This window comes from uncultured Campylobacter sp., from assembly GCF_938045465.1.
Lineage (GTDB): Bacteria > Campylobacterota > Campylobacteria > Campylobacterales > Campylobacteraceae > Campylobacter_B.
The window spans coordinates 1-1,231 of the sequence record NZ_CALIBF010000059.1; the positions used below are offsets into that span (position 1 = coordinate 1).

General features: G+C 54.3%; 1 protein-coding gene and 2 pseudogenes. All 3 read left to right on the plus strand.

Annotated elements, in window-relative coordinates; translation table 11 throughout:
- Window positions 1-467, plus strand: a pseudogene (locus Q0413_RS02995) (hypothetical protein); the annotation flags it as partial.
- Between the two features lie 15 nt (window positions 468-482).
- Window positions 483-734: pseudogene (locus Q0413_RS03000) on the plus strand (NTF2 fold immunity protein); the annotation flags it as partial.
- Window positions 735-855: 121 nt separating this feature from the next.
- Window positions 856-1,231, plus strand: a 376-nt coding sequence (locus Q0413_RS03005; protein ID WP_298987157.1) for a hypothetical protein, incomplete at its 3' end; no start/stop codon positions are given.

Consider the following 1,231-nt stretch of genomic DNA (forward strand, 5'->3'; position numbering starts at 1 on the left):
CGGACGCGGCACTACAGCATCTAGCCACGCTACCGAAGCTTGCGTATCTGTTTTTGCAATATAGCGACAAGATAAGCGGCGAGGGTTTTAGATACTTTGCGGCGCACGCCAAGCTCGAACACATCGGCATCGAAAACGTCAGCATCACGGATGAGGGGCTAAAAGCGATCGCGCAAACCCCGAAGCTAAAATCGTTGCGCCTGGTCAATTCGCGCGTGAGCTTTGCGGGGCTGCTAGCCGCGGCAGATACAAAAATCCAGTTTTATCTTGGCGGCGGGCAGTTTAGCAAGGAGCAAATCGCGGAATTCGAGCAGGCGCAAAGAGACGCCGCAAAGAGCAAAAAGAAGCTTGATCCAGATGACCTGGCGGCGGCGCAGAGTGCGCTTTTAGAATTTTTCGCGGCGATGAGCGAGTGGGAGAAATTTGCCGCTTCGCGAATTGATGATCTGGACGACGGCGAGGTGTAGCGCAGATGCAAGGAGCTATTTGCGAGCTACTGCACGCCCGTTAGGCGCAGCGGCTTCCGCCCCGATGGCATCTCGTTTTCGATGATGGAGGGCGGCGCCTACGGCGGATACGGGCTAACGGACGCCGAATGCGAGAGCAAAAATAAAATTTACATCTACGCCAAGGACGAACACGGCTTTGCGCGCCGCTTCCTGCTCGTGCGCAAGGACGGGCGCTGGCTCGTAGATAAGTGCCAAGGTATGGACGGCAAAAACCGCGGGCTGTAAAATTTGAGCGTAAAATGGGCTCAAATTTCATTCTCGGCGCGATCGCAGGATAAAATTTAGCCTGCTGCAAGCACGGCGATAAAATTTCATCTGCGCTGCGAAACAAAAACAAAGAGGACAAATGAGCGGTAAAATTTCTGCGCACGATGCGCACGGCGATCAAAGAAAGGTGCGAATGAAAAGGCAAATTTTCTCCGAGCTGGGCGGCTTCGTGGTGTACGAGCCCGCGCTGCTCGCGCGCTATCTGGATGAGCATGGACTTGTAGGCGGTGACGTTCTTGCTTATTTTACGCAGACCGAGCACGGGGGCGCGGTCACAGAAAAGGGGATCGCGGTGCCGATATCGGGCGTCCGTAGCGATTATTACGATTTTGCGGTTAGCACGGGCGAGGCGAGCGAGGAGATATTCGCACAAAACGAAGCGAAAATCATCTCTCGCGGCTGGGTTTTTCATTCCTCGGGCACGCTAAAAATCGCAGGCATCGGCTATTTTAAAG